The organism is Streptomyces sp. TAA486, from assembly GCF_000426165.1.
The window spans coordinates 227,943-254,927 of sequence record NZ_AUEV01000012.1; the positions used below are offsets into that span (position 1 = coordinate 227,943).

General features: G+C 69.2%; 19 protein-coding genes and 1 pseudogene. 12 read left to right on the plus strand and 8 right to left on the minus strand.

Features of this window, described 5'->3' with window-relative positions; translation table 11 throughout:
• Nucleotides 1-154 precede the first annotated feature (154 nt).
• A pseudogene (locus I004_RS34465) lies at nucleotides 155-1,127 on the minus strand (PAC2 family protein); the annotation flags it as partial.
• Nucleotides 1,128-1,461: 334 nt separating this feature from the next.
• On the opposite strand from I004_RS34465, the gene I004_RS0117190 reads away from it, so the two are divergent.
• The gene (locus I004_RS0117190) at nucleotides 1,462-3,120 is read left to right on the plus strand and encodes a glycoside hydrolase family 13 protein (RefSeq protein ID WP_486580064.1); all 1,659 of its coding nucleotides are present in this window, start codon (nucleotides 1,462-1,464) and stop codon (nucleotides 3,118-3,120) included.
• 425 nt (nucleotides 3,121-3,545) lie between these two features.
• Here I004_RS0117190 and I004_RS0117195 read toward each other — a convergent pair whose 3' ends face one another.
• The 4 genes from I004_RS0117195 to I004_RS0117210 all read right to left on the minus strand — a co-directional run bounded on the left by I004_RS0117195 (nucleotide 3,546) and on the right by I004_RS0117210 (nucleotide 8,675).
• Complete coding sequence (locus I004_RS0117195) at nucleotides 3,546-5,162, minus strand: glycerol-3-phosphate dehydrogenase/oxidase (RefSeq protein WP_028436513.1); 1,617 nt, start codon at nucleotides 5,160-5,162, stop codon at nucleotides 3,546-3,548.
• Between the two features lie 5 nt (nucleotides 5,163-5,167).
• Entirely contained in the window at nucleotides 5,168-6,718 is a 1,551-nt protein-coding gene (glpK, locus tag I004_RS0117200; protein ID WP_028436514.1) for a glycerol kinase GlpK, read from the minus strand.
• A gap of 115 nt (nucleotides 6,719-6,833) precedes the next feature.
• Nucleotides 6,834-7,586, minus strand: coding sequence for an MIP/aquaporin family protein (locus I004_RS0117205; protein WP_028436515.1), 753 nt, complete (start codon nucleotides 7,584-7,586; stop codon nucleotides 6,834-6,836).
• 246 nt (nucleotides 7,587-7,832) lie between these two features.
• The gene (locus I004_RS0117210) at nucleotides 7,833-8,675 is read right to left on the minus strand and encodes an IclR family transcriptional regulator (protein WP_028436516.1); all 843 of its coding nucleotides are present in this window, start codon (nucleotides 8,673-8,675) and stop codon (nucleotides 7,833-7,835) included.
• 325 nt (nucleotides 8,676-9,000) lie between these two features.
• Between I004_RS0117210 and metH the strand changes: the two genes are divergently transcribed.
• The 3 genes from metH to I004_RS0117225 all read left to right on the plus strand — a co-directional run bounded on the left by metH (nucleotide 9,001) and on the right by I004_RS0117225 (nucleotide 15,371).
• A complete protein-coding gene (gene metH / locus I004_RS0117215; RefSeq protein WP_028436517.1) occupies nucleotides 9,001-12,525 on the plus strand; it encodes a methionine synthase in 3,525 nt (1,174 codons plus the stop codon).
• Between the two features lie 106 nt (nucleotides 12,526-12,631).
• On the plus strand, nucleotides 12,632-13,345 hold the full coding sequence (locus I004_RS0117220) for an HAD family hydrolase (RefSeq protein WP_028436518.1): 714 nt from the start codon (nucleotides 12,632-12,634) through the stop codon (nucleotides 13,343-13,345).
• A 457-nt stretch (nucleotides 13,346-13,802) separates the two neighbouring features.
• Complete coding sequence (locus I004_RS0117225; protein WP_106965381.1) at nucleotides 13,803-15,371, plus strand: ABC transporter substrate-binding protein; 1,569 nt, start codon at nucleotides 13,803-13,805, stop codon at nucleotides 15,369-15,371.
• Nucleotides 15,372-15,449: 78 nt separating this feature from the next.
• Here the strand turns inward: I004_RS0117225 and I004_RS0117230 are convergent, their stop codons facing one another.
• Both I004_RS0117230 and I004_RS34470 read right to left on the minus strand, forming a co-directional pair.
• A complete protein-coding gene (locus tag I004_RS0117230; protein WP_028436520.1) occupies nucleotides 15,450-16,118 on the minus strand; it encodes a response regulator in 669 nt (222 codons plus the stop codon).
• Between the two features lie 44 nt (nucleotides 16,119-16,162).
• Nucleotides 16,163-17,050 (minus strand): RecB family exonuclease, encoded by an 888-nt coding sequence (locus tag I004_RS34470; RefSeq protein ID WP_037976565.1) that lies wholly within the window; start codon nucleotides 17,048-17,050, stop codon nucleotides 16,163-16,165.
• Between the two features lie 126 nt (nucleotides 17,051-17,176).
• Between I004_RS34470 and I004_RS0117240 the strand changes: the two genes are divergently transcribed.
• The 3 genes from I004_RS0117240 (at nucleotide 17,177) to I004_RS0117250 (ending at nucleotide 20,557) form a co-directional block, all read left to right on the plus strand.
• A complete protein-coding gene (locus tag I004_RS0117240; protein ID WP_028436521.1) occupies nucleotides 17,177-18,793 on the plus strand; it encodes a site-2 protease family protein in 1,617 nt (538 codons plus the stop codon).
• A gap of 30 nt (nucleotides 18,794-18,823) precedes the next feature.
• On the plus strand, nucleotides 18,824-19,723 hold the full coding sequence (locus I004_RS0117245; protein WP_028436522.1) for a tRNA (adenine-N1)-methyltransferase: 900 nt from the start codon (nucleotides 18,824-18,826) through the stop codon (nucleotides 19,721-19,723).
• 249 nt (nucleotides 19,724-19,972) lie between these two features.
• Nucleotides 19,973-20,557, plus strand: coding sequence for a hypothetical protein (locus I004_RS0117250; protein ID WP_028436523.1), 585 nt, complete (start codon nucleotides 19,973-19,975; stop codon nucleotides 20,555-20,557).
• Nucleotides 20,558-20,623: 66 nt separating this feature from the next.
• Here I004_RS0117250 and I004_RS0117255 read toward each other — a convergent pair whose 3' ends face one another.
• Complete coding sequence (locus tag I004_RS0117255; protein ID WP_028436524.1) at nucleotides 20,624-20,911, minus strand: ferredoxin; 288 nt, start codon at nucleotides 20,909-20,911, stop codon at nucleotides 20,624-20,626.
• A 242-nt stretch (nucleotides 20,912-21,153) separates the two neighbouring features.
• Between I004_RS0117255 and arc the strand changes: the two genes are divergently transcribed.
• The 5 genes from arc (at nucleotide 21,154) to prcA (ending at nucleotide 26,861) form a co-directional block, all read left to right on the plus strand.
• Nucleotides 21,154-22,920, plus strand: coding sequence for a proteasome ATPase (gene arc, locus I004_RS0117260; RefSeq protein ID WP_028436525.1), 1,767 nt, complete (start codon nucleotides 21,154-21,156; stop codon nucleotides 22,918-22,920).
• Nucleotides 22,921-23,177: 257 nt separating this feature from the next.
• Complete coding sequence (gene dop, locus I004_RS0117265; protein WP_028436526.1) at nucleotides 23,178-24,689, plus strand: depupylase/deamidase Dop; 1,512 nt, start codon at nucleotides 23,178-23,180, stop codon at nucleotides 24,687-24,689.
• Nucleotides 24,690-24,828: 139 nt separating this feature from the next.
• Entirely contained in the window at nucleotides 24,829-25,047 is a 219-nt protein-coding gene (locus I004_RS0117270; protein WP_028436527.1) for a ubiquitin-like protein Pup, read from the plus strand.
• Nucleotides 25,048-25,178: 131 nt separating this feature from the next.
• The gene (gene prcB, locus I004_RS0117275; RefSeq protein ID WP_028436528.1) at nucleotides 25,179-26,024 is read left to right on the plus strand and encodes a proteasome subunit beta; all 846 of its coding nucleotides are present in this window, start codon (nucleotides 25,179-25,181) and stop codon (nucleotides 26,022-26,024) included.
• A gap of 57 nt (nucleotides 26,025-26,081) precedes the next feature.
• Complete coding sequence (gene prcA, locus I004_RS0117280) at nucleotides 26,082-26,861, plus strand: proteasome subunit alpha (protein WP_028436529.1); 780 nt, start codon at nucleotides 26,082-26,084, stop codon at nucleotides 26,859-26,861.
• Nucleotides 26,862-26,985 lie beyond the last annotated feature (124 nt).

Here is a 26,985-nt window from a genome sequence, read left to right on the forward strand (position 1 = left end):
CCGGTTTCCGCGGCGCGGTCTTCACCCTGCTTTTCAGGCCCCGGCTCGTCCTGCTTGCCGTGCGTGCCCTGCTCGCCGCCCGAGCCGACCTCCTCGGCCTCGGCCTCGGCCTCGGCGTGGTCCTTCCGGCCGTCAGTGGCACCGTCCTTGGCCGACGGCTTCGAGGGACGGGAGCGTCCGCCGCCCGGCCCGCGCTTCGGGGTGTCGCCTCCGAATGCGGGGGAGGAACTCGTCCCGGATTCGCGGGCGTTGCCGCCCAACCCGGTTCCCGGGCCGCCGTCGCGCCGCCGTAGATACCGCTCGAACTCCTTGGCGATGGCCTCTCCCGAAGCCTCCGGCAGCTCGGCCGTGTCCCGGGCCTCCTCCAGCGACTGCACGTACTCGGCCACCTCGCTGTCCTCGGAGGCCAGCTGGTCCACGCCCAGCTGCCAGGCACGCGCGTCCTCCTGGAGTTCGCCCAGGGGCACGTTCAGTCCGAGCAGGTCCTCGAGCCGGTTGATCAAGGCCAGCGTGGCCTTCGGGTTCGGCGGCTGGGAGACGTAGTGCGGCACCGACGCCCACAGGCTCACCGCCGGGACGCCCGCGTGGGTGCACGCCTCCTGGAGGATGCCGACGATGCCCGTCGGCCCCTCGTACCGCGACTCCTCGAGATTCATGGTGCGGGCCAGGTCAGGATCGGACGTCACACCCGTCACCGGGACCGGCCTGGTGTGCGGGGTGTCGCCGAGCAGCGCTCCCAGCACCACCACCATCTCGACGCCCAACTCGTGTGCGAAGCCCAGGATCTCGTTGCAGAAGGAGCGCCAGCGCATGCTCGGCTCGATGCCGCGCACCAGCACCAGGTCGCGTGGCCTTCCCTTGCCGCCCGCGTTGTCGAGGCGTACGACGGAAAGCCGGGTCGTGGGCCATGTGATCTTGCGTGAGCCGCCGTCCAGCCATACCTGCGGCCGGTTGACCTGGAAGTCGTAGTAGTCCTCCGCGTCCAGCGCCGCGAAGACCTCGCCCTTCCACTCCCGCTCCATGTGCCCGACCGCGGTGGAGGCGGCGTCGCCGGCGTCGTTCCAGCCTTCGAACGCGGCCACCATGACCGGGTCGACCAGCTCGGGAACTCCCTCGAGCTCGATCACCCAGCGCCTCCTTCCGGCCGGGTGGTGTGCGATGACGCGCACCCGGCTGCCGTTCGGTTCCGTGCGGCAACCAGCCTACGGCGTGAGCCCGCGCACGCCGCAGCCATGGCCGCACCCGTACGCGCGGGTCAGCAACGCCCGCCGCAATGCCGGCCGTCTCCTTGACCTGCACGGTATTCCTCATGAGGCTCGGATGCGGCAGCCTGTTCGGGCGGACGGCGGCGGTGTACGTACAGTGCCCGTCGGCATCGCCCGTGTCCGTACGGACGAGCGGGCCGCCGACTGCGCCACTTCGTGAGAGGACACCGTGACAGCCCGCATGCCCCAGCAGCCCATGGAAACAACCGAAGACTGGTGGCGTGAGGCCGTCGTCTACCAGGTCTACGTGCCCAGCTTCGCCGACTCCGACGGTGACGGCATGGGCGACCTGTCCGGTGTCTCCGACCGTCTCGGACACCTCGCGGCGCTCGGCGTCGACGCGATCTGGCTGACGCCCTTCTATCCCTCGCCGTGGGCGGACGGAGGCTACGACGTCTCCGACTACCGCGGTGTCGACCCGCGCCACGGAACCCTCGACGACTTCCGCGACCTGCTCTCACGCGCCCACGGCCACGGCCTGAAGATCATCATCGACATCGTCCCGAACCACTGCTCCGACCAGCACCCCTGGTTCATCGAGGCGCTCGCGTCCCCGGCCGGTTCGCCGGCCCGTGACCGATTCCACTTCCTCGACGGCGACGAGCCACCCGCGGACTGGCAGTCCAAGTTCGGCGGTGCCGCCTGGACCAGGACCCCTGACGGGCAGTGGTACATGCACATATTCGCCGCCGAGCAGCCGGACCTGAACTGGGAGAACCCCGAGGTCGCCGCGGAGTTCGAGCGCACCCTGCGCTTCTGGCTGGACCTTGGCGTCGACGGCTTCCGCGTCGACGTGGCGCACGGTCTGCGCAAGGACCTCGTACCGCCCCTGCGCAACACTCGCGGGAACGACGCCGCGCCGCTCAACTCACCGCCACAGGGCGACGATCACCCCTTCTGGGACCGCGACGAGGTCCACGAGGTCTACCGCTCCTGGCGGAAGATCCTCGACTCCTACGAGCCGCCGCGCATCGCCGTCGCTGAGGCGGGTGTGAGCGCCGCCCGGCTGCCGCTCTACACCCGGCCCGACGAACTCCACCAGGCCTTCAACTTCTTTCATCTGCGGTGCCCCTGGGACGCGGAGTCCTTCCGCGGCGTCATCGACGAGTCCCTCCGGGGCGCACGGTCCGTCGGCACCCTGCCGACCTGGGTCCTCTCCAACCACGACGTGGTGCGGCACGCGACGCGCTACGGCCTCCCCGAGGGCACGGACCTTGCCGAGTGGCTGGTCCGTGACGGTCGCGAGCCCGCTCCCGACCACGAACTCGGCCGGCGCCGCGCCCGCGCGGCCGCGCTGCTCACTCTGGCGCTGCCCGGCACCGCATACCTCTACCAGGGCGAGGAGCTGGGACTGCCCGAGGTCGCCGACCTGCCCGCCGACGCGCTGCGCGACCCGATGTGGGAACGCACCGGCCACACGCAGAAGGGCCGGGACGGCTGCCGCGTGCCGCTGCCGTGGCGGCACAAGGGGCCCTCGTTCGGCTTCGGCCCCGGCGGAAGCTGGCTCCCGCAGCCCGAGGATTGGGGCGCCCACTCCGCGGAGGCGCAGAGCGGCGTGGAGGACTCCTTCCTCGAGCTGTACCGCACCGCGCTGGAACTGCGCCGCGGCTTCCGCGGCAGGCCGGGCGGCGACAGTCTGGAGTGGCTGGACGCGGTGGAGGGCGAACTCGCCTTCCGCAGGGGCGGATTCCTCGAGTGCAGGGTCAACCTCTCCGGCCGGCCCGTGCCGCTGCCGGACGGCGCCGTCCCGCTGCTCGCCAGCGACGGCTCCACGGTCGCCCCCGGCGGTACGCACTCGGGCGTACTCGGACCCGACACCGCGGTGTGGCTCGAACCGGGCGGCGGCAAGGGCTGATCTCCCGCGTTCACGGCGGAGCAGCGGCGGCAGCTGGCAAGGCGCAGCGCGGAATTCGGCCCGGAGGCCCTCAAGGCGGTCAAGGAGGAATGGCGGGGCCCGGTGGAGGAGCTGCTGGAGTCCCTCGCCCGGCAGAGCCTCGCCGACGGTCCGCCGGTACGCGAACTGACGGACCGCTGGGACGTGTTGGCGTGCCGCTTCTCCGCGGACGGCCCGGCGGGGGAGCGGACCAAGGTGCGGCGCAGAGGGCACGGGACGAGCGCAGCGGGGAGACCGGCCGGACCCTGCCGCGGCCGGCCCCACGGCGGCCGGCGGGAAGACGGCGGGCGGGCCCGCCCTCGGCTCGGCCCGCCCGCCCGCGTACCCCGTGCGGTCCCGTCACGGCCGCACGAGGACGCGTTCCCCGCCCCCCTGTCCCCGGCGGTTCAGCTGCTGCGCTCCGCGAGCACCTTCGCCACGCGCTCACGCACCTCTTCGGTGTCCAGACCGCGGATGGTGAGCGTGGTGCGCCGCCGCAGCACGTCGTCGACGGTCTCCGCCCATTCGCGGTCCCGCGCGTGGACGACCTGGGCCCAGATCTCCGGCCCGTCCGGATGGATGCGCTCGCCCAGCGACGGGTCCTCGTTGACCCGCCGTGCGATGTCGAAGGAGAGCGAGCCGTAGTGGGTCGCCAGATGGCGCGCCGTCAACGCGTCCATGCGCGGGCCCGGTTCGCGCTCGCGGTCGACGAGCAGCCGGTGGGCGACCGCGTTCGGGTTGGAGATGCCGGGAAGGGGCGTGCGGCGCACCAGTTCCCCCACCGGCTCCATGTCCTGCCCGATCGAACCGCCGGGCAGCTTCGCCAGTTTGTCCATGACGGCACGGCCGATGTGACGGTACGTCGTCCACTTGCCGCCCGCGACCGAGAGCATCCCTCCGATGCCCTCGCTGACCACCGTCTCCCGCTTCGCGGCCGTCACGCCGCCGGGGCCGCCCGGCAGCACGCGCAGACCGGCGAAGGCGTAGCTGATCAGGTCGCGTGAGAGATGCTCGTCGCGTACGGAGAAGGCCGCCTCGTCGAGGATCTGCTGGATATCGGCCTCGGTCGCGCGGACGTCCCCCGGGTCGCCCTCGTACGCCTCGTCGGTGGTGCCCAGCAGCAGCTGGTCCTCCCACGGGAGGGCGAAGGTGATGCGGTACTTGTCGATCGGCGTCGCCATCGCCGCCCGCCAGGGCGACTTGCGGCGCAGCACCAGGTGCGCGCCCTTGGAGAGCCGGACGCTGGGAGCGGCGCCCTTGTCCTCGAGCCTGCGCAGGTGGTCCACCCACGGCCCGGTCGCGTTGAGGACGAGCCGGGCGTCGACGCCGAACTCGCTGCCGTCGACGCGGTCACGCAGCTCGGCGCCGGTCACACGGCCGCAGGTGCGGCGCAGACCCGTCACCTCCGCGTGGTTGAGCACCACGGCACCCGAGTCGACGGCTGCCCGCACGGTCATGACGGCCATACGCGAGTCGTTCATCTGGTGGTCGCCGTAGACCGCGACCGCCCTCAGATTGTCCGTGCGCAGACCGGGGTTGTCGGCCGCCGCACGTGACGGCGAGACCAGCCGCCCGACGCCGTCGCCGAACGCGGAGAGCGCGCTGTAGGCGAAGACGCCGGCGCCCAGCTTCGCCGCGCCGTGCGGGCCGCCCTTGTACACGGGCAGATAGAACTTGAGCGGGTTGACCAGGTGCGGCGCCACGTCCTTGGCGAGCACCCGCCGCTCGTGGTGGTTCTCCGCAACCAGCTTCACCGCGCCGGTCTGCAGATAGCGCAGCCCGCCGTGCACCAGCTTGGAGGAGGCGGAGGAGGTGGCGCCGGCGAAGTCGCCGGCGTCCACCATCGCCACCCGCAGTCCCGACTGCGCGGCGTGCCAGGCCACCGAGGTTCCGAGGATGCCGCCGCCGATCACGAGCAGGTCGTACGTCGCTCCCGCGAGCAGCTCCCTGGTCTCGGCACGGCTCGGATTGCCGCCGGCAGCCGGATGCGTCCCGAGAGTCGGAACGCTCTGCAGGGTGTTCATCTCGTTCAGTTCTCCTCTTCGATCCAGCCCATGGTCCGCTGGACGGCCTTGAGCCAGTTCTTGTACCCGCGGTCGCGATCGGCCGCGTCCATGTCGGGCGTCCACTCCGCCGCCCGCTTCCAGTTGGCGCGCAGCTCGTCTACGTCGGACCAGAACCCGACGGCGAGCCCTGCCGCGTAAGCCGCGCCGAGGCAGGTGGTCTCCGCGACCATCGGCCGTACGACCGGTGCGTCGAGGAAGTCCGACATCGTCTGCATCAGCAGGTTGTTGGAGGTCATGCCGCCGTCGACCTTCAGCGCCGTCAGCTCGACGCCGGAGTCCTTCTGCATGGCGTCGACGATCTCGCGGGTCTGCCAGGCCGTCGCCTCCAGGACCGCACGCGCCAGGTGCGCCTTGGTCACGTACCGGGTGAGGCCGGCTATGACGCCACGCGCGTCGTCGCGCCAGTACGGTGCGAACAGGCCCGAGAAAGCAGGTACGAAGTAGGCGCCGCCGTTGTCCTCGACGGAGCTGGCGAGGGTCTCGATCTCGGCCGCGGTGCTGATGAGACCCATCTGGTCGCGCATCCACTGCACCAGCGAACCGGTGACGGCGATGGCGCCTTCCAGGGCGTAGACGGGACGCTCGTCACCGATGCGGTAACCGACCGTCGTCAGCAGGCCGTTGTACGAATTGACCGCCTCGTGGCCGGTGTTGAGCAGGAGGAACGTTCCGGTGCCGTAGGTGGACTTCGCCTCGCCCTCGGAGAAGCAGGTCTGGCCGAACAGCGCCGCCTGCTGGTCGCCCAGGGCCGAGGCCACCGGCACACCGGCGAGCGCGCCCGTCGCCTCCCCGTACACCTCGGCGGAGGAACGGATTTCGGGCAGCAACGACATGGGGACACCCATGGACTGGCAGATCTTCTCGTCCCAGCTCATCGAGTGCAGGTTCATGAGCATGGTGCGGGAGGCGTTGGTCACGTCGGTGACGTGGCGTCCGCCGTCGGGACCGCCGGTGAGGTTCCAGATGACCCAGGAATCCATGGTGCCGAAGAGGAGTTCGCCGCGTTCGGCGCGCTCACGCAGGCCGTCGACGTTGTCGAGCAGCCAGCGGATCTTCGGACCTGAGAAGTAGGAGGCGAGCGGCAGGCCGGTCTCGCGGCGGAAGCGGTCCTGGCCGACGTTGCGGCCCAGTTCGCGGCAGAGCGTGTCGGTGCGGGTGTCCTGCCAGACCAGCGCGTTGTGCACGGGCTCGCCGGTGGCCTTGTCCCACAGCAGCGTCGTCTCACGCTGGTTGGTGATGCCGAGGGCCTTCACATCGGCCTTGGTGATGCCGGCCTGGTCGAGGGCCCCCGCCACCACCTGCTGGACGTTGGTCCAGATCTCGGCGGCGTCGTGCTCGACCCAGCCCGGCTTCGGGAAGATCTGCTCGTGTTCCTTCTGGTCGACGGCGACGATGCGGCCGTCCTTGTCGAAGACGATGCAGCGGCTGGAGGTCGTGCCCTGGTCGATGGCGGCGATGAAGGGGCCCTCGCCGTGCGTGGAAGCGCCCGCGGACTGGTTCTCGGTCTCGCTCATGTCCTGCTCCAAGGGGTTCTGGGTGGGATAGGGCTCTCGGCCGCCGGGGGTGGCCCGGGCGCGTCCCGGGCGGTGCCCGCAGGCTGCCGGGCCTGGCGGCCCGGCAGCAACGGGCTCAGGCGAATGCGACCTGGTGCAGTCCGGCGGCCAGCGCTGCGCCGAGCAGCGGGGCCACGACCGGGATCCATGAGTAGGCCCAGCCGGAGCCGCCCTTGTTGGGCAGCGGCAGCAGGGCGTGCACGATACGGGGACCGAGGTCACGTGCGGGGTTGATGGCGTATCCCGTCGGGCCACCGAGCGAGAGGCCGATGCCCACGACGACCAGCGCGACGATCAGTACGCCGGTGCCGCTGACCCCGACACCCTTGGTCAGCCCGAGGTTCAGGATCGCGATGACGAGGGCGAACGTGGCGATGGTCTCGGTGACGACGTTCTGCCAGGTGTTGCGGATCTCGGGGGAGGTGAAGAAGACGCCGTGCACCGGGCCGGGGTTCTCGCCCCTGCGCTCGGCCATCTCCGGGTCCTTGAGGTCCGCGTGGAACTGGCCGTAGTACACGAGCCACACGAGCACCGCGCCGATCATCGCGCCGAGCATTTCGCTGACCCAGTAGATCGGTACGTCGCCCCACGGGGTCGTGCCCTCGATCGCGAGGGCCAGCGTGACCGCCGGGTTGAGGTGCGCGCCGGATATCTGGGCCACGTAGCCGCCGGTCAGGACGCCGAAGCCCCAGCCGAAGGCGATGGCGACCCAGCCGGCGTTGAACGCCTTGGAGCGCTTGAAGGTCACGGCGGCGCAGACGCCGCCGCCGAGCAGGATCAGCAGAGCGGTACCTATCACTTCGCTGAAGAAGATGTCGGAGCTGGACACCCGCGACTCCTTTGTCTTGTCCAGATGGGGAGGGCGGGTCGGTTCCGTCCATCGTTCGACAATGCCGACCGCCGACTGGGCAGTTTTGTCCCTGGTCGTCGTCCCGTCAAGGGGTGTGACTCAGGACTCCCGCAGTCCGTGTACGCAGGGGAGATCATCTCCGGGCAGAGGGCATCGACGGTGCCGCACAGGGGCTTCCCGTGACACCGGACAGGGCCGTGCGCCGTTGCACGGGAACGACCGTTCTCAGAAGCGGCGGGCGCCCAGATCCCTCGAGACGGCGCGAGCGCAGTCCCGTACGGCGGCGACGAGCATCGGCCTCAGCTCCGGCTCGCCGGCGGTCCCGTCGGCTCCGTTGGCGCCGACCGGCGCAGCGGTCGCGCCCACGCCGACCGTCCCGGCCGTGACCTCCTCGCAGACCCGCTCCACCGCGCCCGTGACTCCGACCGCGCCCACCGGCATGCGGCGGCGGTCGAGGATCGGCGCCGCGATCGAGGCCAGCCCCTCCCACGTCTCCTCGACGTCGGCGGCCCAGCCGCGTGCCCGCGTCACCTCCAGCACGTCCTCGAACTCCTCGTAGGAGGTGACAGTGCGCTCCGTGAAGCGCCGGCGCTCGCCGTCGATCGCCTCGCTGTGTGCCACGGGGTCGAAGGCGGAGAGCACCTTGCCCAGCGCCGTGCTGTGCAGAGGTTGCATCGCGCCGACCTCCAGCACCTGGCGGCTGTTGTCCGGCCGGAAGACGTGATGCACGATCAGCACGCCCTGCAGATGCAGAACGCCGAGGTAGACGCTCTCCCCGCTGGACCGCGCCAGGTCGTCCGCCCAGACCAGGGCGCGTGAACGCAGTTCGTGCACATCCAGGTAGCTGGTGCCGAGCCGCAGGAGCTCGGCGCCCAGCTGGTACTTGCCCGTTGCCTCGTCCTGCTCGACGAAGCCCTCCTGCTGGAGGGTGCGCAGCAGACCGTGCGCGGTGCCCTTGGGAAGATCCATGGACGAGGCTATGTCGGACAGGCCGAGCCTGCGTTCACCGCCCGCCAGGAGGCGCAGCACGGCTGCAGCGCGCTCGAGGGACTGGATGGACCGGGCCACCGGGCACCTCCCTGACCTGCTTGCAACGGGCAGCTCTGAATCGAGTTCGACAATGCCGAACGGTATCGCTTGATGTCGACGGACGGTAGCCCGGTCCCACGCCCGGGTGAGCGCACCGGCCCGTCCTCACGCCCCTGCGAGGCAGCTCAGGGCCAGGTGACAGGGGAGCAATCCCGCACCTCCGCACACCTCCGTCGTGTCCGCTGCGTGGGATGCCCGGCTGCGCTCTTGTGCTCGCCCGATACCCTGATCAGGTGCGCCGTCCTCAGCGGAGTGATGGGACCGCGCATAGCCGACAGCCGTCGCACTTTAGGGAGAACCCTTCATGGCCTCGCCGAGCAGTACGCCCGATTCCGCCTTCCCGCGGGGAGCAGCTCTCCGCAAGGCGCTCACGGAACGCGTGATCGTCGCAGACGGCGCGATGGGCACGATGATTCAGGCGCAGGACCCGTCCCTCGACGACTTCGAGCAGCTCGAAGGCTGCAACGAGATCCTCAACGTGACCCGTCCCGACATCGTGCGGTCGGTCCACACCGAGTACTTCGAAGCCGGCGTGGACTGTGTCGAGACCAACACCTTCGGCGCCAACCACGCCGCCCTGGGCGAGTACGACATCACAGACCGCGTCTTCGAGCTCTCCGAGAAGGGCACCCGCATCGCCCGCGACGTGGCGGACGAGTTCGAGGCCGACGGACGTCCGCGCTGGGTGCTGGGCTCCATGGGCCCGGGCACCAAGCTGCCGACACTGGGGCACGCCCCGTACACCACGCTGCGCGACGCCTACCAGCAGAACGCCGAAGGCATGATCGCCGGCGGTGCCGACGCACTGCTCGTGGAGACCACGCAGGACCTGCTGCAGACCAAGGCGGCCGTCATCGGCGCCCGCCGCGCCATGGACGCCACCGGCGCGCACGCCCTGCCGCTGATCTGCTCCGTGACCGTCGAGACGACCGGCACGATGCTGCTGGGCTCCGAGATCGGTGCGGCCCTCACGGCCCTGGAGCCGCTGGGCATCGACATGATCGGCCTCAACTGCGCCACCGGCCCCGCCGAGATGAGCGAGCACCTGCGCTACCTCGCCCAGCACTCGCAGGTGCCGATCTCCTGCATGCCCAACGCGGGTCTGCCCGTGCTGGGCAAGGACGGCGCCCACTACCCGCTCACGCCCGAGGAGTTGTGCGACGCCCACGAGAACTTCGTCCGCGACTACGGGCTCTCCCTCGTCGGAGGCTGCTGCGGTACGACGCCGGAGCACCTGCGTCAGCTGGTCGAGCGCGTGCGCGGCCAGGAACCGGCCGCGCGCACGCCCCAGCCCGAGGCAGGCGCGGCGTCGCTGTACCAGATGATCCCCTTCCGCCAGGACACCTCGTACCTGGCGATCGGCGAGCGTACGAACGCCAACGGTTCGAAGAAGTTCCGCGAGGCGATGCTCGACGGCCGCTGGGACGACTGCGTGGAGATGGCCAGGGACCAGATCCGCGAGGGCGCGCACATGCTCGACCTGTGCGTCGACTACGTGGGCCGCGACGGCGTCGCCGACATGCAGGAACTCGCCGGGCGCTTCGCTACCTCCTCCACCTTGCCGCTCGTGCTCGACTCCACCGAAGTCCCGGTGATCCAGGCCGGGTTGGAGAAGCTCGGCGGCCGCGCCGTCATCAACTCCGTCAATTACGAGGACGGGGACGGCCCCGAGTCCCGCTTCGCCCGCGTCGCCACCCTCGCCCGTGAGCACGGCGCCGCCCTGATGGCGCTGACCATCGACGAGGAGGGCCAAGCCCGGACCGCCGAGAACAAGGTCGCCATCGCCGAGCGCATCATCGACGACCTGACCACCAACTACGGCATCGCCGAGTCGAGCATCCTCATCGACTGCCTGACGTTCACCATCTGCACCGGCCAGGAAGAGTCCCGCAAGGACGGCATCAACACCATCGAGGCGATCCGGCAGCTGAAGGAGCGCCGCCCGGACGTGCAGACCACTCTCGGCCTCTCCAACATCTCCTTCGGGCTCAACCCGGCCGCGCGCATCGTCCTCAACTCCGTCTTCCTCGACGAGTGCGTCAAGGCGGGCCTGGATTCGGCGATCGTGCACGCCAGCAAGATCCTCCCGATCGCCCGCCTGGAGGAGGAGCAGGTCACCACCGCCCTCGACCTGATCTACGACAGGCGCAGGGAGGGCTACGACCCGCTGCAGCACCTGCTGGAGCTCTTCGAGGGTGTCGACACCAAGGCGATGAAGGCCGGCAAGGCCGAGGAGCTGGCCGCGCTTCCGCTGGAGGAGCGCCTCCAGCGGCGCATCATCGACGGCGAACGCAACGGTCTGGAAGCCGACTTGGAGGCCGCGCTCGAGGAGCGCCCCGCGCTCGACATCGTCAACGAGACGCTGCTCGCGGGAATGAAGGTCGTCGGTGAACTCTTCGGCTCGGGGCAGATGCAGCTGCCGTTCGTGCTCCAGTCGGCAGAGGTGATGAAGACCGCGGTGGCCTATCTGGAACCGCACATGGAGAAGTCCGACAACGAGGGCAAGGGCACCATCGTCCTGGCCACGGTCCGCGGCGACGTGCACGACATCGGCAAGAACCTCGTCGACATCATCCTGTCCAACAACGGCTACAACGTGGTCAATCTGGGCATCAAGCAGCCCGTCGGCGCCATCCTGGACGCGGCCGAGGAGAACAAGGCCGACGTCATCGGCATGTCCGGCCTGCTGGTGAAGTCCACGGTGATCATGAAGGAGAACCTGGAGGAGCTCAACCAGCGTCAGATGGCCGCGGACTTCCCGGTCATCCTCGGCGGCGCCGCGCTCACGCGCGCATACGTCGAGCAGGACCTCCACGAGATCTACGAGGGCGAGGTCCGCTACGCCCGCGACGCCTTCGAGGGCCTGCGCCTCATGGACGCGCTCATCGGCGTCAAGCGCGGCGTCCCCGGCGTGGAGCTGCCGCCGCTCAAGCAGCGCCGCGTGCCCAAGCGCCCCTCATCCGCCGCCGGCGAGGTGCCGGAGGAGGAGATCAACGACGGGTCGGTGCGCTCCGACGTCGCCATCGACAACCCCGTGCCGACGCCGCCCTTCTGGGGCAGCCGCGTGGTCAAGGGCATCGGCCTGAAGGACTACGCGTCATGGATCGACGAGGGCGCGCTTTTCAAGGGCCAGTGGGGCCTGAAGGAGGCCCGCACGGGCGAGGGCCCCGGCTACGACGAACTGGTGGAGACCGACGGACGTCCCCGGCTGCGCGGCCTGCTGGACCGGTTGCACACGGACAACATGCTGGAAGCGGCCGTCGTCTACGGCTACTACCCGTGCGTGTCCAAGGGCGACGACCTGATCCTGCTCAACGAGGACGGCAGCGAGCGCACGCGCTTCACCTTCCCGCGGCAGCGCCGGGGTCGGCGGCTGTGCCTCGCGGACTTCTTCCGCCCGGAGGATTCCGGCGAGCAGGACGTCGTCGGGCTGCAGGTCGTCACCGTCGGTTCGAAGATCGGTGAGGCCACGGCCGAGCTCTTCGCGAAGGACGCCTACCGGGACTACCTGGAGCTGCACGGCCTGTCCGTCCAGCTCGCGGAGGCCCTTGCCGAGTACTGGCACGCCCGGGTCCGTGCCGAACTGGACATCTCCGCGGAGGACCCCGCCGCGATGGCGGACATGTTCGCCCTGAAGTACCGCGGAGCCCGCTTCAGCCTCGGCTACGGCGCCTGCCCCAACCTGGAGGACCGGGCGAAGATCGCGGATCTGCTGCAGCCGGAGCGCATCGGAGTGGAGCTTTCGGAGGAGTTCCAGCTGCACCCCGAGCAGTCCACGGACGCCATCGTGATCCACCATCCGGAGGCCAAGTACTTCAACGCCCGATAACGGGTCCGACCGGACCGTCGTAGAATGGTCGATCCGGTACAGGCCGGTCGTTCGCTCCTGTGGAGCGGGTGGCCGGCCTTGTTGTCCCTCACGGAGGTGTACGCGGATGACCAGCTCCATCCCCGCGCTCGGCACTCTGACGGCCGAAGGCTCGTCGCTGCAGGCGGTGCTCCTCGACATGGACGGCACCCTGGTCGACACGGAAGGCTTCTGGTGGGACGCCGAGAGTGAGGCATTCGCGGAGCTCGGTCACGTACTGAAGGACGAATGGCGCGAGGTCGTCGTGGGCGGCCCGATGACCCGCAGCGCAGGCTTCCTGATCGAGGCGACGCAGGCGGACGTCACGGTCGAGGAGCTGACCGTCCTGCTGAACAAGAAGTTCATCGAGCGGCTGCGGCGAGGCGTGCAGATGGTCCCGGGCGCCCGGCGGCTGCTGGCCGAGCTGTCACTGCACGGTGTGCCCACCGCGCTGGTCTCCGCGTCGCACCGCGAGGTGGTGGACGAGATGCTCGTCTCCCTCGGCCGGGAGCACTTCGACCTGACCGTCGCCGGGGACGAGCTGACCCGGACCAAGCCGCACCCCGACCCCTATCTGACGGCTGCGGCCCGCCTGGGCGCGAACCCGGCGCGCTGCGCCGTCATCGAGGACACGGTGACCGGAGTGGCCTCGGCGGAGGCGGCCGGCTGCCGGGTGGTGGCGGTGCCCTCCGTCGCCCCGATCGAGGCCGCCGCGGGGCGCACCGTTGTGGAATCGCTCGAAGAAGTGAATCTCGCCTTCCTGCGTTCCATGGTCCTCATGGCCCACCAGAGCGTCTCCTGACGCTTCGCCGCCGCTTCCCGGCCCCGAGGGACACCAGACTCCTCCGCGGCGCTCAGCGGGGCTTCTGCCGCCGCGGCAAGGGATGTTGCGGCGGGGTCAGTTGGTGAATACGTGGCTCCGGCCTCTTGACGCGGCGTTACCGGCGCTGTGACATTCACGACGCACTTCGCGTCGGTGCCGGTCCATCGGCCTCTGCGTTACGCGGCGGGGCTCCGCCGGTGTGGCGTGGCTGCCGCTGTCTCCGCGTCCCTTGGCTATCCGGGCCCGGGTACTCGGCGCCGCGCGGTCCGTACGGCGAAACACCGGAGGTGATCCTCATCGGGCTCCGAGTCCGTTGTGAGGAGGGCACGTTCAGGAACGGCCGGCTGCGTCCGTTAACGGTCCGTCAGGCCCTCCGTAGCGTGACGGATCCGGGTGGACGAGAGGACCGTGCCCGATGAAGTGCAAACCCCAGGCGATGACTGCTGTTGCCGGGCTGCTGGCGTCCATGCTCACCGCGTGCGGACAAGTGACGGGGGACGACGCCCCGGCCGTCGTCGTCGGCACCACGGACACCTTCGCCGTCTCGAAGGCCTCGCCCGCACCGTTCGACCCTGCCGCCGCGTACGACGTCAGCTCCTGGAACGTCATGCGCAACGCTTTCCAGACGCTGCTTCGGATGCCCCGCTCGGGCACTCGCCCCGTCAGGGACGCGGCGGAGAGCTGCGGCTTCACCGACGCGCAGAACGAGCAGTACCGCTGCACCCTGCGCAAGGGCCTGACCTTCTCCAACGGCCACAAGCTCGACGCGCGGGACGTGGAGTACTCCATATCCCGGATCCTGGGTATCCGCTTCGCCAACGGGCCCGCGTCGCTGCTCAGCGGGATATCCAAGGTCAAGGCCACCAGCGACCGCGAGATCGTCTTCCAGCTGCGCAAGCCGGACGCCACCTTCCCGTACAAGATCGCCACTCCGGCCGCCTCGATCGTCGACCAGGAGAGCTATCCCAAGGACGGCTTCCTGAAGGGCTTCAAGACGGTGGGCTCCGGCCCGTACACGCTCGAAGTCGACGCCGACGCCGGCAAGACCGTCTTCACCCGCAACGCCGACTACAAGGGCGGACTCAGGATCCGCAGCGAGAAGGTCGAACTGCGCTCCTTCCGCGACTCCGCCGCGATGGAGAAGGCGCTGCGCGCCGGAGACATCGACCTGATGAACCGCACGATCTCCCCGAAGCAGATCGAGAGGCTGGAGTCCGCACCCGAGGACAACATCGACCTCGTTCAGCAGCCGGGCCAGGAGATCCGCTACCTCGTCTTCAACACCGACGACGCGACGGCTGGCCGCCTTGCTGTGCGGCAGGCCATGGCCAAGGTCATCGACCGCGAGTCCCTCGTACGCGACGTCTACGAACGCACCGCCGATCCGCTGTACTCGCTGGTGCCCTCGGGCGTGCCCGGGCACCGCAACTCCTTCTTCAACAAGTACGGCGAGTCCGGCACCGAGTCCGCCCGGCGCACCCTGCGCACCGCGGGCCTGATCCCCCCGGTGGAGGTCGAACTCGCCTATACGACCGACCACTACGGCAGCGTCACCTCCAAGGAATTCAAGCAGCTGAAGAAGCAGCTGGAGGACAGCGGCCTGTTCGCCGTCGAGATGAAGGGCCTGCCGTGGGACACCTACCGGACCGACGCCCTCAAGGGGAAGTACCAGGTCTACGGCTACGGCTGGTTCCCCGACTTCCCGGACGCGGACAACTACATCGCGCCCTTCTTCGAGAAGAACAACTTCCTCAACACCCCGTACATCAGCTCGGAGATACGGAATCAGGTGATCCCGCAGACCCGGCAGAAAACCGACCGGATCCGCACCGAGTCCGGCTTCGCCCGCGCGCAGGACATCGTGGCCGACGAGGTGCCGGTTCTGCCGCTGTGGCAGGGCAAGCAGTTCATCGCGGCGCGTGACGACATCACGGGCGCGGAGTGGGCGCTGAACTCCTCGTCGGTGCTGCAACTGTGGGAGCTTGGCCGCAGCACCGAGAGCTGAGGACCGAGGGGACCGCGGGCAGATGAGGGCCGAGCGGAAGGCGGGCGTGGCGCGCTCGTGAGGTGCCTTGCCGGGGCCTCACGTGCCGGGCCGCACCAGTCCGCTCTCGTACGCGTAGACCGCGGCCTGCACGCGGTCGCGCAGCCCCAGCTTGGTCAGCACGTGCCCGACGTGCGTCTTGACCGTCGTCTCACTGACGAAGAGGTCCGCGGCGATCTCCGAGTTCGACAGGCCGCGCGCCACCAGCTTCAGAACCTCCACCTCACGCTCCGTCAGCTGGTGAAGGGTGTCCGGTACGGGCTCCTCGCCCGAGGGGAGCTTCCCGGCGTACTTGTCGAGCAGGCGGCGCGTGATGCTCGGAGCCAGCATGGCCTCGCCGGCGGCGACCACGCGGATCGCCTGCACGAGCTCCGCTGCCGGCGCGTCCTTGAGCAGGAAGCCGCTGGCGCCCGCGCGCAGCGCCTCCACCACGTACTCGTCGAGGTCGAACGTGGTCAGCACGAGCACCTTCGCGGGCCCGTCCTTGGTCGGCCCGGTGATGCGGCGCGTGGCCTCCACCCCGTCCATCCGCGGCATGCGGATGTCCATCAGCACCACATCGGGCTGCAATGCCCGCACCTGGTCCAGCGCCTGGAGCCCGTCACCCGCCTCGCCGACGACGGCCAGGTCCTGCTCCGCCTCCAGAATCATGCGGAAGCCGGTGCGCAGCAGCGGCTGGTCATCGACCAACAGGACGCGGATAGCCACGGGATCTCCTCGGGCGGGCGGGCGGGACGGGGCACCATTCTTGCCTAAGCGTCGACCGGTGATTCCTGTGCCCCGTCGTCGCGCGGCCCGGGCAGCCGCGGCTGCACCGTCAGCGGATACGGCGGGGGAGAGCCGCCGAACTCCGGGCAGTGCGCCTGGTGGTCGCACCAGTCGCAGAGCCTGCCGGGGCTCGGCCGCCAGTCACCCGTCTCCGTCGCCCGTTTGATGGCCTCCCACAGCGCCAGCAGCTTGCGCTCGACGCGGCGCAGATCCTCCTCGTCCGGGTCGTACGTCAGCACATCTCCGCTGCCCAGGAAGACGAGTTGGAGACGGCGGGGCACGACCCCGCGCAGCTGCCACACGACCAGCGCGTAAAACTTCATCTGGAAGAGCGGACCGTCGGAGAACTGCGGAGGCGGGGCCTTGCCCGTCTTGTAGTCGACGATCCGCACCTCGCCGGTCGGGGCGACGTCGACGCGGTCGATGATGCCGCGCAGCCGCAGCCCGGAATCCAGCTTGGCCTCGACCAGCAACTCCCGCTCCGCGGGCTCCAGCCGGGTCGGGTCCTCCAGCGAGAACCACCGCTCGACGAGGGACTCCGCCTCCGCGAGCCACGACGCGAGGCGGCCGGCGTCCACCGCCTCCTGCCCGTCCTCCCCGAACAGCTCCTTGAGCTCCGGCCTCTTGGCGAGCAGACGCTCCCACTCACGGGTGACGAGAGATCGGGCACGCGGCAGACTGCGTTGCTCCGCGGGGGAGTCGAAGAGCCTCTCAAGGACGGCGTGCACGACCGTTCCACGTGTGGCAGCCGCCGAAGGTTTCTCCGGCAGTTTGTCGATCACCCGGAAGCGGTAGAGCAGCGGGCACTGCATGAAGTCGCTGGCGCGGGACGGCGAGAGGGAGTTCGGCGGCGAGGCGACGCGGGTGGTCATGACGTACGACCCTAGGGCCCCGCACTGACAACGGACGCATACCATCGAGGACGGCGCACCCGCCCTGCACACCCGAAGGGGAAACGGCAGCACAGCGGAGTGCGAGGAAGCGGCAGAGGGGAACCCGTGGCGGAGACGGAAAACGGCGGCAGGCCGCGTTCGGGCGGCTCCGGCGGCTCCGGTGATTCCGGAACGGCGGGGGAGGGCACTGCGTCACTCCCGGACCGTCCGGACGCCACGCTCTACCCGGACGGTCCGCCGGCAGCCGCCGCGGCACCGGAGGAAACGGAAGAAAAGACGGGGAACAGGGCAGAGGGCAGGACGGACATCGCACCGGAACGGGAGCCCGCCACACCGGCCGCGCCGGACCCCCGGCCCGCAACCGGTCCTGACGCGGCACCCGCTGACCCTTCGGGACCTGGCGCCGGGAACGACGCGAAGGCGGAGCCGGAGCCGAGTCCCGCACCTGCCTCCGGCACGGCCTCCGGCGGCGGCCCGGCCTCCGACGCGGACACCGGTCAGGGCCGCACGCGCCCCGGCACCACTGGCCCCGGGCCGCGTGCGCTGGGCCCCGACAAGCCCCGGCGCGCCCGTCCCTTCGGGGGCGGCATCCTGATGGGCCGCCCCTTCGGCGTGCCCGTCTACGTGGCACCCAGCTGGTTCCTCGTCGCCGCCCTCATCACCTGGGTCTTCGGCGGTCAGCTCGACCGCGTCCTGCCTCATCTCGGCGCCGTGCGCTACCTGATCGCGCTCTTCTTCGCCGTGGCCTTCTACGCCTCGGTCCTCGTGCACGAACTCGCCCACACGGTCGCCGCGCTGCGCTTCAAGCTGCCGGTGCGCCGCATCCAGCTCCAGTTCTTCGGCGGCGTCTCCGAGATCGAGAAGGAAGCCGAGACCCCCGGCCGCGAGTTCATCCTCGCCTTCGTCGGACCGCTGCTCTCCCTCGTGCTCGCCGGCGTCTTCTACGCTGGGATGCAGGCCGTGCGGCCCGACACCGTTCCGGGCGTGCTGCTGGCCGGCCTGATGGTCTCCAACCTGATCGTGGCCGCGTTCAACCTTCTCCCGGGACTGCCCCTGGACGGCGGCCGGATGCTGCGTGCCCTCGTGTGGAAGCTGAGCGGCCGTCCGATGACCGGCACGGTCTTCGCGGCCTGGATCGGCCGGTTCCTGGCGCTCGCTGTGCTGATCGGGCTACCGCTCGCCACGCACGCGGGCGGGTTCACGCAGAAGACCATCGGCGGCGTCGACTCGATCATGGACGCGCTCCTTGCCGCCATCCTGGCCGCCATCATCTGGACCGGCGCCGGGAACAGCCTCCGCATGGCCCGGCTGCGCGAACATCTCCCGGAACTGCGGGCGCGCAACCTCACCAGGCGTGCCGTCCCCGTACCCACCGACACCCCGCTCTCCGAAGCGCTCCGCCGTGCCAACGACGCCGGAGCCCGCGCCCTGGTCGTGGTCGACGGCGCCGGCGGCCCCGTCTCGCTCGTGCGCGAGGCGGCCATCGCCGGAGTCCCCTCGCACCGCCGCCCCTGGGTCGCGGTCTCCAGCCTCGCCCAGGAGCTGAAGGACGGCATGCGCGTCCCGGCGGAGCTGGCCGGCGAGGAGCTGCTGGAGCATCTGCGTGCGACCCCGGCGACCGAGTACCTGGTGGTCGAGGAGACGGGCGAGATCTACGGAGTGCTGTCCACGGGCGACGTCGAGCGCGCCTTCGTCGCGGCCATGGCCAAGCCCTCGGCGTGAGGCCCTGACCAGACCCGTTAGTCTGTGCGCATGTCCGAACCGACCGGTGCCGCCCGCCGTCGCGGGCCCTTCAAGGTCGGGGACCAGGTCCAGCTCACCGATCCCAAGGGACGCCACTACACGTTCACGCTCGAAGAGGGAAAGAGCTTCCACACCCACAAGGGAGCCTTCCCCCACGACGAGCTGATCGGTGCTCCCGAGGGCAGTGTCGTCCGTACCACGGGAAACGTCGCCTACCTCGCGCTGCGCCCCCTGCTCCCCGACTACGTCCTGTCCATGCCGCGCGGCGCGGCCGTCGTCTATCCAAAGGACGCGGGCCAAGTCCTCGCCATGGCCGACATCTTCCCGGGTGCGCGCATCGTGGAGGCCGGCGTCGGATCCGGCTCGCTGAGCACGTTCCTGCTGCGCGCCATCGGCGACATGGGCATGCTGCACAGCTACGAGCGGCGCGCGGACTTCGCGGACATCGCCCGGCAGAACGTCGAGCGCTACTTCGGCGAACCGCACCCCGCCTGGACGCTCACTGTCGGAGACCTCCAGGACCAGCTCTCGGACAGCGACATCGACCGGGTCATCCTCGACATGCTCGCCCCCTGGGAGTGTCTCGAGGCCGTTTCCAAGGCGCTCGTGCCCGGCGGCATCCTGTGCAGCTACGTGGCCACCACGACGCAACTGGCCCGCATGGTCGAGTCGATCCGCGAGCACGGCACGTTCAACGAGCCGCAGGCATGGGAGACCATGGTGCGCAACTGGCATGTGGAGGGCCTGGCTGTACGCCCCGACCACCGCATGATCGGGCACACGGGCTTCCTGCTCACCGCGCGCCGTCTCGCCGACGGTGTCGAACCGCCGCTGCGCCGGCGCCGTCCCGCCAAGGGCGCCTACGGGGAGGACTACACGGGCCCCGGCAGCACCTCGGGCCGTTCCTGAACTGCCCGTTGGGACGGGGTCCGTCGGGACGCGGGCCGGTGCGCGGTCTCCCGCCCATAGACCGCGCATCGCGGCGCCGCCCCGTCACACCGCCCCAACTCGATGACGTAACACGCCTGTTGAGGCGCCTGCGCTGACGGTGCGTCAGCAGCCGTACGCAGAACCGTGGTCCCGCCCGTTCCGGTGCGGTGTGACCTGTGGCACGATGCTGTGCACCCCCAAGCACACCTCTCACAGGAGTCACCCGGCGTGACGGAACCGGAACTCGAACTGGAACTGCCGCACACCCGTACCCGCATGGTGCACTGGCTGAGCACCGCTGTGGCCCTCGCCGCAGTCGTCGGGGCCACAGCCTTCATCCAGCCCGCGGACGCCAGCGCGCAGCCCACGCTCACCACCGCTTCCTCGGGCCCCGCACCGGACCCGAAGAAGGCCGACTTTCCCGTCGATTGCGGAAGCCCGTCCGTCCCGATAGACGTCGTCGACAAGGGCTCCGCGGACTTCGACGGCGACGGACGCAAGGAAACCGTCGCGTCCGTGCGCTGCCACTCCGGTACGGGATCGCCGCCCAACGCGCTCTTCGTTCTGGCCGCCGCGGCCCGCCCAGGCCAGCCGCCCCGCGTGGTCGCGACCATGCTGCGTACCAAGGAGCGGATGACCGTCCAGGATCTCCGCGTCAGCGGCCGTACGGTCTCGGCCAAGCTGCTGGGCTATTCCTCACCTTCGGTGCCGAGCTGCTGCCCGGACAAGCAGCGGAAGGTGAAGTGGGAGTGGAAGGACGGGAAGTTCGCGCTCGAGGCCGCCCCGACCGCGGGCAGCCCGAAGAGCATCTGAGCCGTAACAGGCCGTGTCACGCCCGGCTTTTCGGGCACTCACCGTGAGCGTCCGTCACTCCACGCGCTAATCGGCGTCGGGGCCGTAGACTTCAACACTGTCCGAAACACGGCGGACATGGATGCAGTCGCCTGGGCATTCCTTGGCGGAGTCCACGACGTCGTCGAGTAGTGGAAGCGGTACGGGGGTCGTCGCGCCCTTGTCCTGGAGGAGCTCGTCATCGCCGCTCTTCACATAGGCCAAGCCGTCGATGTCCAGCTCGAACACCTCGGGTGCGTACTGCGCGCAGATGCCGTCGCCGGTGCACAGATCCTGGTCGATCCAGACCTCGAGTGCCTCGTCCCCGGTGCTCATCCTGTCGCCTGCCGTTCCTGCGTTCGTGATGGAAAGCTGCTGTCCATGTGGGGTGTTGACGGTTCCGACCCTACAACCGGCCGCTTCCGGATGGTCGTGGGTGGGTATTCCCCTGGCGTGAGGGAGCGCGCAAGGGTGAAGATCAGACACTCCGTGTCCGTCTTTGTGATCTAGGGTTTCAACCTGTACCCGCCCAGGTAGGGTCAGGAAGCGTCCAGCTCCCCCTGGAGGAGGTGAGGACCGTGGCAGCCCACGACGACGACATCAACCGCGGCATCCGGCCCGGTCGGGGTTCCGAAGACCCGTCCGGTCAGGTGGCGTATCTGGAGCAGGAGATCGCCGTCCTGCGCCGCAAGCTCGCCGACTCTCCGCGGCACACTCGGATTCTTGAGGAGCGGATCGTCGAGCTTCAGACGAATCTGGCCGGGGTCTCAGCACAGAACGAAAGGCTCTCCAATACTCTCCGTGAGGCGCGCGATCAGATCGTGGCCCTCAAGGAAGAGGTCGACCGCCTCGCGCAGCCGCCTGCCGGCTTCGGAGTCTTCCTGAAGTCGAACGAAGACGGCACAGCCGACATCTTCACCGGCGGACGCAAGCTCCGTGTGAACGTCAGCCCCAGCGTCGAACTCGAGGAGCTCCGGCGCGGCCAGGAGCTGATGCTCAACGAAGCGCTCAACGTGGTCGAGGCCATGGCGTACGAGACCGCCGGCGACATCGTCACGCTCAAGGAGGTCCTCGAGGACGGTGAGCGCGCCCTGGTCGTCGGTCACACCGACGAGGAGCGGGTCGTGCGCCTCGCGGAACCCTTGCTGGAGGGCACGCTCCGTGCGGGCGACGCCCTGCTGCTGGAGCCGCGCTCCGGTTACGTCTTCGAAGTCGTGCCCAAGAGCGAGGTCGAGGAGCTCGTCCTCGAAGAGGTGCCCGACATCGACTACCAGAAGATCGGTGGCCTGCGCGGTCAGATCGAGCAGATCCGCGACGCGGTGGAACTGCCGTACCTGCACCCGGACCTCTTCAAGGAGCACGAACTGCGGCCGCCGAAGGGCGTGCTGCTCTACGGGCCCCCCGGCTGTGGCAAGACCCTGATCGCCAAGGCCGTGGCCAACTCGTTGGCCAAGAAGGTGGCGGAAGTCACGGGCAAGCCCCAGGGCAAGAGCTATTTCCTCAACATCAAGGGCCCGGAGCTTCTCAACAAGTACGTGGGCGAGACCGAGCGGCACATCCGCCTCGTCTTCCAGCGGGCCAGAGAGAAGGCGAGCGAGGGTACGCCCGTCATCGTCTTCTTCGACGAGATGGACTCCCTCTTCCGCACCCGCGGCTCGGGTGTCAGCTCGGACGTGGAGAACACCATCGTTCCGCAGCTGCTCTCCGAGATCGACGGTGTGGAGGGCCTGGAGAACGTCATCGTCATCGGTGCCTCCAACCGCGAGGACATGATCGACCCGGCGATCCTCCGCCCCGGCCGTCTCGACGTGAAGATCAAGATCGAGCGTCCGGACGCCGAGGCCGCCAAGGACATCTTCTCGAAGTACCTCACCGCGAACCTCCCGCTGCACACGGACGACGTCTCCGAGCACGGCGGCAACAGCAACGCCGCGGTCGACGCCATGATCCAGTCCGTGGTGGAACAGATGTACGCGGAGTCGGAGGAGAACCGCTTCCTGGAGGTCACCTACGCCAACGGTGACAAGGAAGTGCTCTACTTCAAGGACTTCAACTCCGGCGCCATGATCGAGAACATCGTGGGCCGGGCGAAGAAGATGGCGATCAAGGCCTACCTGGACCAGAACCAGAAGGGTCTGCGCGTCTCCCACCTGCTCGCCGCCTGCGTGGACGAGTTCAAGGAGAACGAGGACCTGCCGAACACGACCAATCCCGACGACTGGGCCCGCATCTCCGGCAAGAAGGGCGAGCGGATCGTCTACATCCGCACGCTGGTCACCGGAAAGCAGGGTGCGGACACGGGCCGTTCCATCGACACCGTGGCCAACACCGGTCAGTACCTGTAAGCAGACAGCGATCCGGCTGCGGACGCCCCTGGTGGACCCCCGCCGAAGGCAGGGGAGGGGGCGTTCCGTGGCCGGATCCTTTTTGAGTAGTCCTAGGAAGTCCGCTGAGTGATCTCCCGACTTCAGGCCGTGCGTTCTAGGCTCGTCCGTAGTGCCGCTACGCGCAGTGCTGAGGGAAGGACCGCAGACGGGGCGGATGCGCAGCGGGACTTGAGTGGCGGCCCACAGCCGGGGCGCCACCGGGCAAGGAGGGCCGCATGACCGTACGGCGAGTGATGGGCATCGAGACGGAGTACGGGATCTCCGTACCCGGTCACCCCAACGCCAATGCGATGCTCACCTCATCCCAGATCGTCAACGCCTACGCCGCGGCGATGCACAGGGCACGCCGTGCCCGCTGGGACTTCGAGGAGGAGAACCCGCTGCGGGACGCCCGCGGCTTCGACCTGGCACGGGAGTCGGCCGACGCGAGCCAGCTCACCGACGAGGACATCGGCCTGGCCAACGTCATCCTCACCAACGGCGCCCGTCTCTACGTCGACCACGCCCACCCCGAGTACAGCGCGCCCGAGGTGACCAACCCCATGGACGCCGTCCTGTGGGACAAGGCGGGTGAGCGGATCATGGCGGAGGCCGCCGAGCGCGCCGCCGAGGTCCCGGGTACGCAGGCGATCCACCTCTACAAGAACAACACCGACAACAAGGGCGCCTCCTACGGCACGCACGAGAACTACCTGATGAAGCGGGAGACGCCGTTCTCGGACATCGTGCGGCACCTGACGCCCTTCTTCGTCTCCCGTCAGGTCGTCTGCGGCGCCGGCCGCGTCGGACTGGGCCAGGACGGCAGCGAGCACGGATTCCAGCTCTCCCAGAGAGCCGACTACTTCGAGGTCGAGGTCGGCCTCGAGACGACGCTGAAGCGGCCGATCATCAACACCCGGGACGAGCCGCACGCCGACGCCGAGAAGTACCGCCGTCTGCACGTGATCATCGGCGACGCGAACCTCTCGGAGATCTCCACCTACCTCAAGCTCGGCACCACGGCTCTCGTGCTGTCGATGATCGAGGACAACTTCATCGCGGTGGACCTCGCCGTGGACCAGCCCGTCCGTACGCTGCACCAGGTCTCGCACGACCCGACGCTGGGCCGGCTGATCACGCTGCGCAGCGGCCGCACGCTCACGGGTGTGCAGCTCCAGATGGAGTACTGCGAGCTCGCGCGCAAGTACGTCGAGGAGCGCTGGGGTGCCGACGCGGACAAGCAGACCCAGGACGTGCTCACCCGATGGGAGGACGTACTGACGAGGCTGGAGCAGGACCCGATGAACCTCTCCGGGGAGCTGGACTGGGTCGCCAAGCGCGAGCTCATGGAGGGCTACCGCCGCCGTGACAAGCTCGGCTGGGACGCGGCACGACTGCACCTGGTGGACCTCCAGTACGCGGACGTACGTCCCGACAAGGGCCTCTACAACCGCCTGGCCAACCGGGGCAACATCCAGCGGCTGCTCGAGGAGGAGGACATCCAGCGGGCCGTCGGCAAGCCGCCGGAGGACACCCGCGCCTACTTCCGCGGCCGCTGCCTGGAGCAGTACGCGGACGACGTGGCCGCCGCGTCCTGGGACTCCGTCATCTTCGACCTGCCCGGACGTGACTCTCTGCAACGAGTGCCCACGCTGGAGCCACTGCGCGGCACACGGGACCACGTCAAGGAACTTCTGGACCGCTGCCGCACCGCGGAGGACCTGGTGAGGGTGCTTTCGGGAGGCTGAATACGGCTATTCCGTGCCGCATGCGGGAATCACCGGGGTGGTACTCCGACGTTGGAGAAGTGAAGGGCCGATGTCAGTCCCTGCTTGTAGGGTCTGATCTTGTACGTCACGCGTACACCGAACCGAGCGGGGTGAGGATATGGCGACCAAGGACACCGGCGGCGGGCAGCAGAAGGCCACGCGCCAGACCGAGGAAACCGAGGAACAGACTGACGAGACGCAGGTCTCCGAGGACCTCAAGGAGCGCCAGGAAGCACTCTCGGACGATGTGGACTCCGTCCTGGACGAGATCGATGACGTCCTTGAGGAGAACGCCGAGGACTTCGTGCGGTCCTTCGTTCAGAAGGGCGGAGAGTAATCGCGTGATCACCGTCCTGCGTCCCCGGCAGCGGGGGCGCAGGACGGGTGACTTCCGGGCCTGCGGGTATGGTCCGTGCAGCAATTCCAAGATCTCTTCTGAACCGACTTCCGATCTGTGGAAGGAAACGTGTGGAAGCCAACACTCGTGACACAGGGCGTCTGCCGGCTGCCTTCCTGACGCCCGGCTCGTCCTCGTTCATGGACTTCCTGTCCGAGCACGCTCCTGCGGTGCTGCCCGGTAGCCGGCCCCTGCCTGCTGTCGAGGGCGCCGTGCAGGCTCCGCACGGGACGACCATCGTCGCGGCGACGTACACGGGCGGCGTGGTGCTCGCGGGCGACCGCCGCGCCACGATGGGCAATGTCATCGCCCAGCGGGACATCGAGAAGGTCTTCCCGGCCGACGAGTACTCGGCCGTCGGCATCGCTGGCACGGCAGGGCTCGCGGTGGAGATGGTGAAGCTGTTCCAGTTGGAGCTGGAGCACTTCGAGAAGGTCGAGGGCTCGACGCTGTCGCTGGAGGGCAAGGCCAACCGCCTGTCCACCATGATCCGCAGCAACCTCGGCATGGCCTTGCAGGGCCTCGCCGTCGTCCCGGTCTTCGCGGGCTACGACGTGCAGCGCGAAAAGGGGCGCATCTTCTCCTACGACGTGACGGGCGGCCGCTCCGAGGAGGTCGGCTTCACCGCCGTGGGTTCCGGATCGGTCTTCGCGCGGGGCTCCTTGAAGAAGCTGCACCGGAGCGACCTGACGGAGGAGCAGGTCTGCACGGTGTCGCTGCAGGCGCTCTACGACGCGGCCGACGACGACTCGGCGACGGGCGGCCCCGACATGACACGCAAGATCTACCCCACGCTCACGGTCATCTCCGACGAGGGCTGCCGGAAGCTGTCCGAGGAGGAAGTCTCCGCGCTCGTACGCACCATGCACGAGGGCCGGCTCCAGAATCCCAACGGGCCGCAGGCCCCGCTCACCTGACGAAGGCCACGGGGCCTTCAGCGCCCTCTGACAGGAGAAGGAAGGGACGGATAGCCGGTGTCGACGCCGTTCTACGTCTCACCACAGCAGGCCATGGCGGACCGCGCCGAGTACGCCCGCAAGGGCATCGCTCGGGGCCGCAGCGTGGTCGTGCTGCAGTACACCGATGGCATCGTGTTCGTCGCGGAGAACCCCTCGCGGTCGCTCCACAAGATCAGCGAGATCTATGACCGCATCGCCTTCGCGGCAGTGGGCAAGTACAACGAGTTCGAGAATCTGCGCATCGGCGGCGTCCGTTACGCGGATCTTCGTGGATTCACCTACGACCGCGCCGATGTGACGGGCCGTGGCCTCGCGAACGTCTACGCCCAGACGCTGGGGACGATCTTCTCCAGCGCCGCCGAGAAGCCGTACGAGGTGGAGCTGATCGTCGCCGAGGTCGGCGCTGCCCCTGAGGACGACCAGATCTACCGGCTGCCGCACGACGGTTCCATCGTGGACGAGCACGGCTCGCTCGCGGTCGGCGGCAACTCGGACCAGATCAACAGCTATCTCGAAGAGCGCCACCGTGACGACATGACGCTGGCGGAGGCGGTCAAGCTCGGCAAGGAGTCCCTGGCGCGCGACAACAACGGCGGCGAGCGCGAAGTGACCGCTGATCAGCTGGAGGTCGCGCTCCTCGACCGCACCCGGGTCCAGCAGCGAAAGTTCCAGCGAGTACTGGGCACCCAGCTGCAGCGCCTGCTGGGAGAGGACGAGAGCTCCGGCGGCTCGAGCTCCTCGTCCTCGTCGGGCGGCGACGCGGAGGAGTCCTCCGAGGGCGGCTCGGAAGAGTAGCGCCTCACCGTCGGTTCATTCGCGTGCCCCGCAGGGCCAACACCCTGCGGGGCACGCGGTGTTGAGCGCCAGTAGAGACCTTCGGCCGGGTGCCGGCTCCCGCTGAACGGTCCACACCGTCGCG